Genomic DNA, 955 nt, shown 5'->3' with positions numbered 1-955 from the left:
CATGCCCTTTTCGCTGCGCGTCGCGACCACGAAATCGAAACCATGTGCCGAAATCAGCTCGCGTGCGGCACCCACGGTCTCGTCATCGGCGAACACCGCATGGCCGGCGGCCTCGCCGAGTTCCTTGCGGTTGGGGGTAATGGCGGTCGCCCCGGCATAGCGCGCGTAATCGCGGCCTTTCGGGTCGACCAGCACCGGCTTTCCAGCCTCGCGGCAGATGGCGATCAAGTCGCCGGCGACGCCGTCGAGCAGGATGCCCTTGCCGTAATCGGACAGGATGACGATGTCGGCGTGCGCCAGCGCGGCGCGGAAATGCCGGATCAGGCCGGCTCGCTCCGCAGCGCCGAGCGGCTTGATCTCCTCTTCGTCGAAACGCAGCACCTGCTGGTTGAGCGCGCTGAAGCGGCTTTTGGACGAGGTCATGCGACCACGCTCCTGCGCGAGGCCCGCCGTATCGGCGCCAAGCTCGCCGAGCATCCGCACCAGGCTATCGCCTGCCACATCGGTGCCTATGACCGAGACGGGAATAGCGGCAGCGCCGAGCGAAACGATGTTGGCCACGACATTGCCGGCGCCGCCCATGGTCGAGGTCTCGCCGCGCCCGTGCAGCACCGGTATCGGCGCCTCCGGCGAGATCCGCTCGATGACGCCGTTGACGAAACGATCGAGGATGAAGTCGCCGACCACCAGCACTGTGGCCTGGCCGAACCGCGCAATGGCGCGGTGCAACGGTTCGGGAGAAGGCGGATTGTGCTTGATCATGTCACTGGCAACACAGGGAAAAGGCCGATTTCAATCTCATAAGTGCTCATCAATCGACTGGTCGGATCGTTCATGGCGAAAGCCGATATACCGCAAATTCACGCAGCGCAACGGCAGGGCATGATCCCGGTAGGCTCGGGCGGTCAGCTCTTCTGCAGGGCGACATGGACGCCCAGCCCGACCAGCACAGCCC

The 955-nt window shown here is 64.9% G+C and carries 1 protein-coding gene; it reads right to left on the bottom strand.

All coding sequences use genetic code 11. The annotated features are described in order from the left end of the window. The coding region (locus tag EN893_RS35665) for a PfkB family carbohydrate kinase (RefSeq protein ID WP_245490978.1) at positions 1–762 on the bottom strand (762 nt) is incomplete at its 3' end. Positions 763–955: the final 193 nt, after the last annotated feature.

This window comes from Mesorhizobium sp. M7A.F.Ca.CA.004.04.2.1 (genome assembly GCF_004022825.1).
GTDB lineage: Bacteria > Pseudomonadota > Alphaproteobacteria > Rhizobiales > Rhizobiaceae > Mesorhizobium.
Note: the sequence above shows the minus strand (reverse complement) of the source record. Positions and strands in the feature narration are given on the sequence as shown.